Below are 6,398 nucleotides of genomic sequence, written 5' to 3'. Positions count from 1 at the left end.
GGAAAGCGCACGCTGCCTGATTCGGCAGCGGTATGTCGTAAAGGTCACACGGCGCAGAGCTGTGGGAGCTTGGCTGTCTTTGAGAACGATGCCTAGGTTATGGCCATCAAGACAGTTGCTCCCACATTTGGACCGTGCCCGCTTTTGTTTTTGATTTTGCCGTTGCTCTACACCACTCAAGCCGGCCGGTAGGCCGCTGTGCTTTGCTTTTGATCTTGATCTTAGGCGCCCCGTTAAACCACGCTGGCCGAACGCAGGTAGTACGGAGCGGGTAAACCGGCAGGACGCCGGTTTAGCCGCGACGGGGCAGGGACGCCCCGTCGCGGCGGCCCGCGCAGTAATACCGGAGTTGAGGGCACACCGAGCCTAAGCGAGGTGCCGAGTGGTGGGGCAAGAGCGTTTTGCTTACTTTTGCGCTTTTCAAAAGTGAGCCGCTGTAAGAGCGGAACCAATCCAAGCCATCACCCAAATAACGGATATACACCCCAAAACCAAAAGCTGGCCCAACTCTTGCTCTACCTCCTGTAACCGCACCCTCGACCCCTGTGCGGCGGAGACTCTTATCTATGGCAATCACCCCGAACTCGCTCCTTCAGGCGGCCCCTGCGGCCAAGCCTCAAGCGCCCGCTGCCAATCCACCGGTAGCGGCTGCGGACCCGCGGGACAAGGCCCAGGGCTTCGCTCAGGTGTTCGCCAGACAGGCCCCCGCGCCTGCGGCAAAACCCACCGACACCCCCACCAAATCGACCCGCGACAAGCCTGCGGACAACAGCCCCAAGCCCGTTGCCAACAACGACAAGCCTGCCGCCGGCACCCCATCGGTTGCCGATAACGGCAAGACTTTGCCTGCCACCCCGCCGGCCAAGCCCGACACCCCGGACACCACTGCCAAGACCGACGACCCGGCCTCGGCAGACGACCCAACCCTGGCCCAGCAACCCCCGGTCGACCCCACCGTCGACCCGGCACTGATGGCTGCGGTAGTTCCCGTTCCCGTCCCGGTACCCGCAGCACCAGCGCCCGTCGAGACCCCGGCCCCGGCCGCCGCGAAAGACGACAAGTCCCAGCCAGTCGCGGCGCCCCCAGTGGCCGCGAGCGCCGACGCGAAGCCCGCCTTCGACCCCGAAGCCGACCCGCTGGACGCAATGCCCGCCGTGCGCCTGGCCATGGAGCAAGGCGGACACGTGTCCGCCAGCAGCCAAACCCCGGCAAAAACCGCCCCGGCTCAGGCCTCCACCGACGATCAGCCGACCGTCGCGCAAAACTTCGCCACTGGCCTTGCCAATATGGTCGATCAACAAGCGACCAAGGACAGCACCGACCAGGGTGGCGACAAAGCCTTCAGCGGCCTGATCGAAGGCGGCCTCAAGGACCTGAAAACCGCCAGCAGCGACACCCGTGTCGACGACTTCGCCAACCGCCTCGCCGCGCTGACCCAGGCCGCCACACCGAAAACCGCGAATGCCCTGCCACCGGTGGCCAACGCACCACTGGCCATGCACCAGAGCGGCTGGACCGACGAAGTGGTGAACCGGGTCATGTACCTGTCCAGCGCCAACCTCAAGTCCGCAGAAATCCAACTGCAGCCTGCTGAACTGGGTCGCCTGGACATCAGCGTAAAAATGTCCGCCGACCAACAGGCGCAGGTCACCTTCATGAGCGGCCACGCGGTGGTTCGTGAAGCCCTGGAAAGCCAGTCGGGCCGCCTGCGGGAGATGTTCGCCCAGCAGGGCATGGGCCAGGTCGACGTCAACGTGTCCGACCAGTCCCGTGGCTGGCAGGGTCAACAGGGCCAGGACCAACAGCAGCAGAACCAGGCACGCGGCGTCAGTGGTAATGGCGGGCGTGGTGACGGGGCTGATGGCGGCGGTATCGGTGAAGTGGCCGAAGTCGCAGCGCCGGTTGTGCAGTCCGTGATCGGCTCCAGCGCGGTGGACTACTACGCCTGATCCAGCGTCTGGCGATGATCAAAATGTGGGAGCGGGCTTGCTCGCGAATACGGAGTGTCAGTCACCGTTTCAGGGGCTGACCCACCGCTTTCGCGAGCAAGCCCGCTCCCACATTGGTTTTGCAGTGTTGGCGAAACAGTGATCGAACAGACAACTCTGGCATAACACTTGCTCTTGCCTTTCCTCAGAACTATGAATCCCCGAATAGTGACGGATTATTGGCATGGCGAAGAGCGACGATGTAGCAAACGCACCCGCAGGCAAGGGCAAGCTCAAGCTTATCCTGCTGATTGTATTGGGCTTGTTCCTGGCGATCGGCGTGTCCGTAGGGGCTACCTGGTACTTCATGCACAGTGCCAGCAGCAAACCGGCAGCGACCGCCGAGACCAACCCCAACGTCAAGCAACCGGCAATCTTCGAGCCGATGCTTCCGGCGTTTGTCGCCAACTTCAATCAGAACGGCCGTCAACGCTACCTGCAGGTGAGCATTACCCTGCTGGCGCGTAACCAGGCAGACCTGGATGCCCTCAAGGTGCACATGCCAGTGATCCGCAACAACCTGGTGATGCTGTTCTCCGCCCAACCCTTCGATACCCTCGTCACCCCGGTGGGCCAGGAAATGCTGCGCCAGAAGGTTACTGCCAGCGTGCAGGAAGTGGCCCAGAAGGAAGTCGGCAAACCTGTGATCGAGCAGGTGCTCTTCACCAATTTTGTATTGCAGTAGGATCACGACATGGCCGTGCAAGACCTGCTGTCCCAGGATGAAATCGATGCGCTGCTCCATGGCGTCGATGATGGTCTGGTACAGACCGAAATGGCTGCCGAGCCCGGCAGCGTCAAAAGCTACGACCTGACCAGCCAGGATCGCATCGTCCGTGGACGCATGCCGACCCTGGAAATGATCAACGAGCGTTTTGCCCGTTACACCCGCATCAGCATGTTCAACATGCTGCGCCGCTCGGCGGACGTGGCGGTGGGCGGCGTGCAGGTGATGAAGTTCGGTGAATACGTGCACTCGCTGTACGTGCCCACCAGTCTCAACCTGGTCAAGATCAAGCCGCTGCGCGGTACCGCGCTGTTCATCCTTGACGCCAAGCTGGTGTTCAAGCTGGTGGACAACTTCTTCGGCGGTGATGGCCGTCACGCCAAGATCGAAGGCCGTGAATTCACCCCGACTGAGCTGCGTGTTGTGCGCATGGTGCTGGAACAGGCCTTCATCGACTTGAAGGAAGCCTGGCAGGCGATCATGGAAGTCAATTTCGAGTACATCAACTCGGAAGTGAACCCGGCCATGGCCAACATCGTCGGCCCCAGCGAAGCCATTGTGGTCTCCACCTTCCACATCGAACTCGATGGCGGCGGCGGCGACCTGCACGTGACCATGCCGTACTCGATGATCGAGCCGGTGCGCGAAATGCTCGATGCCGGCTTCCAGTCCGACCTCGACGACCAGGACGAACGCTGGGTCAAGGCCCTGCGCGAAGACTTGCTGGACGTCGACGTGCCCCTGAGCGCCACCGTGGCCCGTCGCCAGTTGCGTTTGCGGGATATTTTGCACATGCAGCCGGGGGATGTAATTCCCGTTGAGCTGCCGGAAGAACTGATCATGCGCGCCAATGGCGTGCCGTCGTTCAAGGTCAAGCTCGGTTCTCACAAAGGCAACCTGGCGTTGCAAGTGATTGAACCGATCAACCGTCGCTGATCCACCTTAATTTCTGCTCCGCCGAGGACACGTAATGGCTACCGAACACGATAATACTTCCGCCGAAGACCAGGCCCTGGCTGACGAGTGGGCGGCTGCGCTGGAAGAAACCGGCGATGTTGGCCAGGACGATATCGACGCGCTGCTGGCGGCCGATGCGGCCACCGCCCCCGCCGGTAATCGCATCCAGATGGAAGAGTTCGGCAGCGTGCCGAAGAACAACGAGCCGGTGACGCTGGACGGTCCGAACCTGGACGTGATCCTCGACATCCCGGTGTCGATCTCCATGGAAGTCGGCAGCACCGAAATCAACATCCGTAACTTGTTGCAACTCAACCAGGGTTCGGTGATCGAGCTTGACCGCCTGGCCGGCGAGCCGCTGGACGTGCTGGTCAACGGCACGCTGATCGCCCACGGTGAAGTGGTGGTGGTCAACGAGAAGTTCGGCATCCGCCTGACTGACGTGATCAGCCCAAGCGAACGCATCAAGAAGTTGCGTTGATATGAAGCGCTCATTGGTAGGACTGTTATCGGCGCTGCCCTTGAGCGTAATGGCCGCCGAGCCTGTCGCCCAGGCGGCCGCACCGGCGCTTGGCGGCGGCATCGGCGGGCAATTGACTCAGTTGGTGCTGGGCTTGTTGCTGGTGGTGGGGCTGATTTTCGTGCTCGCCTGGGTGCTGCGCCGCGTACAGCGCATTGGCCCGGGCAATGCCCAGGTCATCGAACTGGTGGGTTCGCGGGCCCTTGGCCCACGGGACCGGCTGGTGCTGGTGCAAGTGGGCGACGAGCAGATTTTGCTGGGTATTACTCCTGGCCGCATCACCCCGTTGCACGTGCTCAAGCAGCCTGTGGAAGTGGCCCAGGCTCAAGCGGCCACGCCGGAATTCGCCCAGCGCCTCATGGAGTTGCTGGGCAAGGATCAGAAGGATAAGAAGTAATGCGCGTTTTATTGACGCTCATGCTGTTGCTGGCAGCGCCGCTGGCATTTGCGGCGGACCCGTTGTCGATCCCGGCGATTACCCTGGGCACCAATGCGGCGGGCGCGCAGGAGTATTCGGTCAGCCTGCAGATCCTGCTGATCATGACCGCGCTGAGCTTCATCCCCGCGTTCGTGATGCTGATGACCAGCTTCACCCGCATCATCATCGTGTTCTCGATCCTGCGTCAGGCCCTCGGCTTGCAGCAGACGCCGTCGAACCAGATTCTTACCGGCATGGCGCTGTTCTTGACGCTGTTCATCATGGCGCCGGTGTTTGACAAGGTGAACCAGCAAGCCCTGCAACCGTACCTGGCGGAGAAAATGACCGCCCAGGATGCGATCGACAAGGCACAAGGCCCGATCAAGGATTTCATGCTGTCGCAGACTCGCTCCAGCGACCTTGAGTTGTTCGTGCGGCTGTCCAAGCGTACCGACATCGCCAGCCCCGACATGGCGCCGCTGACCATCCTGGTGCCGGCATTCGTGACCTCGGAGCTGAAAACCGCGTTCCAGATCGGCTTCATGATCTTCATTCCGTTCCTGATCATCGACCTCGTCGTGGCGAGTGTGCTGATGGCCATGGGGATGATGATGCTGTCGCCGCTGATCATTTCGTTGCCGTTCAAGATCATGCTGTTTGTGTTGGTGGACGGGTGGGCGCTGATTATCGGCACCCTGGCCAGCAGTTTTGGTGGGGTGTAGGTAATGACGCCAGAGGTAGCAGTCGACCTGTTTCGTGAAGCCCTGTGGCTGACCACCATGATGGTCGCCGTGCTAGTGGTGCCGAGCCTGTTGGTGGGCCTGCTGGTGGCGATGTTCCAGGCCGCGACCCAGATCAACGAACAGACCTTGAGCTTTTTGCCGCGCCTGCTGGTGATGCTGATCACCCTGATCGTCGCCGGCCCGTGGCTGGTGCAAACCTTCATGGAATACATCCTGCAGTTGTACGGCAGTATTCCGCAGTTGATCGGCTGACCCCGTGAATTCGATGTTGGCGTTGACCGACACCCAGATCAGCACCTGGGTGGCCTCGTTCATCCTGCCGCTGTTCCGGGTTACGGCGGTGCTGATGACGATGCCGGTGTTCGGCACCACCCTGGTACCCCGGCGCATTCGCCTGTATTTCGCGGTGGCGATCACCGTGGTGATTGTTCCGGGCTTGCCGCCGATGCCGCCGGTGAACGCGCTGGACCTCAGCGCAATGATGCTGATCGCCGAGCAAATCATCATCGGCGCCTTGCTGGGCTTCTCCCTGACGTTGTTCTTCCAGGCCTTCGTGATCGCCGGGCAAATCATCTCGATCCAGATGGGCATGGGCTTCGCGTCCATGGTCGACCCTACCAACGGCGTGTCGGTGGCGGTGATCGGGCAGTTCCTGACAATGCTGGTGACCTTGCTGTTCCTGGCCATGAACGGCCACCTGGTGGTGTTCGAGGTCATGACCGAAAGCTTCACCACCTTGCCGGTGGGCAGTGGGTTGGTGGTCAATCATTTCTGGGAACTGGTGGGGCGCCTCAGTTGGGTGCTGGGTGCCTCGTTGTTATTGGTATTGCCGGCGATCACCGCGCTGTTGGTGGTCAACATCGCGTTTGGCGTGATGACCCGGGCGGCGCCGCAACTGAACATTTTCTCTATTGGTTTCCCGTTGACCCTGGTGCTGGGCATGGGGATTTTCTGGGTCAGCATGGCTGACATTCTCAATCAGTATCAACCGCTGGCGACTGACGCCTTGCAGTTTTTACGTGACTTGGCGCGGGCGCGGTAAGCC

Annotated in this window: 8 protein-coding genes; all 8 read left to right on the top strand. The window is 61.3% G+C overall.

Features of this window, described 5'->3' with window-relative positions; genetic code table 11:
• Window positions 1-566 precede the first annotated feature (566 nt).
• The 8 genes from CEC48_RS17950 to fliR all read left to right on the top strand — a co-directional run bounded on the left by CEC48_RS17950 (window position 567) and on the right by fliR (window position 6,395).
• Window positions 567-1,949 carry a flagellar hook-length control protein FliK gene (locus CEC48_RS17950; protein ID WP_088424947.1) on the top strand — a complete coding sequence of 461 codons (1,383 nt, stop codon included), beginning with the start codon at window positions 567-569 and terminating at the stop codon, window positions 1,947-1,949.
• 223 nt (window positions 1,950-2,172) lie between these two features.
• The gene (gene fliL, locus CEC48_RS17945) at window positions 2,173-2,673 is read left to right on the top strand and encodes a flagellar basal body-associated protein FliL (protein WP_088424946.1); all 501 of its coding nucleotides are present in this window, start codon (window positions 2,173-2,175) and stop codon (window positions 2,671-2,673) included.
• Window positions 2,674-2,682: 9 nt separating this feature from the next.
• The gene (gene fliM, locus CEC48_RS17940; RefSeq protein WP_010166091.1) at window positions 2,683-3,651 is read left to right on the top strand and encodes a flagellar motor switch protein FliM; all 969 of its coding nucleotides are present in this window, start codon (window positions 2,683-2,685) and stop codon (window positions 3,649-3,651) included.
• Window positions 3,652-3,685: 34 nt separating this feature from the next.
• Window positions 3,686-4,153 (top strand): flagellar motor switch protein FliN, encoded by a 468-nt coding sequence (fliN, locus tag CEC48_RS17935; RefSeq protein WP_088424945.1) that lies wholly within the window; start codon window positions 3,686-3,688, stop codon window positions 4,151-4,153.
• A 1-nt stretch (window position 4,154) separates the two neighbouring features.
• The gene (fliO, locus tag CEC48_RS17930; RefSeq protein WP_088424944.1) at window positions 4,155-4,589 is read left to right on the top strand and encodes a flagellar biosynthetic protein FliO; all 435 of its coding nucleotides are present in this window, start codon (window positions 4,155-4,157) and stop codon (window positions 4,587-4,589) included.
• Window positions 4,589-5,332 (top strand): flagellar type III secretion system pore protein FliP, encoded by a 744-nt coding sequence (fliP, locus tag CEC48_RS17925; RefSeq protein WP_088424943.1) that lies wholly within the window; start codon window positions 4,589-4,591, stop codon window positions 5,330-5,332. Before fliO ends, fliP begins: the two co-directional genes overlap by 1 nt.
• A 3-nt stretch (window positions 5,333-5,335) precedes the next feature.
• Complete coding sequence (gene fliQ / locus CEC48_RS17920; RefSeq protein WP_003214552.1) at window positions 5,336-5,605, top strand: flagellar biosynthesis protein FliQ; 270 nt, start codon at window positions 5,336-5,338, stop codon at window positions 5,603-5,605.
• 13 nt (window positions 5,606-5,618) lie between these two features.
• Window positions 5,619-6,395 carry a flagellar biosynthetic protein FliR gene (fliR, locus tag CEC48_RS17915; protein WP_088424942.1) on the top strand — a complete coding sequence of 259 codons (777 nt, stop codon included), beginning with the start codon at window positions 5,619-5,621 and terminating at the stop codon, window positions 6,393-6,395.
• The last annotated feature ends 3 nt before the right edge of the window (window positions 6,396-6,398 follow it).

Source organism: Pseudomonas sp. K2I15, assembly GCF_002204795.1.
In the GTDB taxonomy this organism is placed as follows: domain Bacteria; phylum Pseudomonadota; class Gammaproteobacteria; order Pseudomonadales; family Pseudomonadaceae; genus Aquipseudomonas.
Note: the sequence above shows the minus strand (reverse complement) of the source record. Positions and strands in the feature narration are given on the sequence as shown.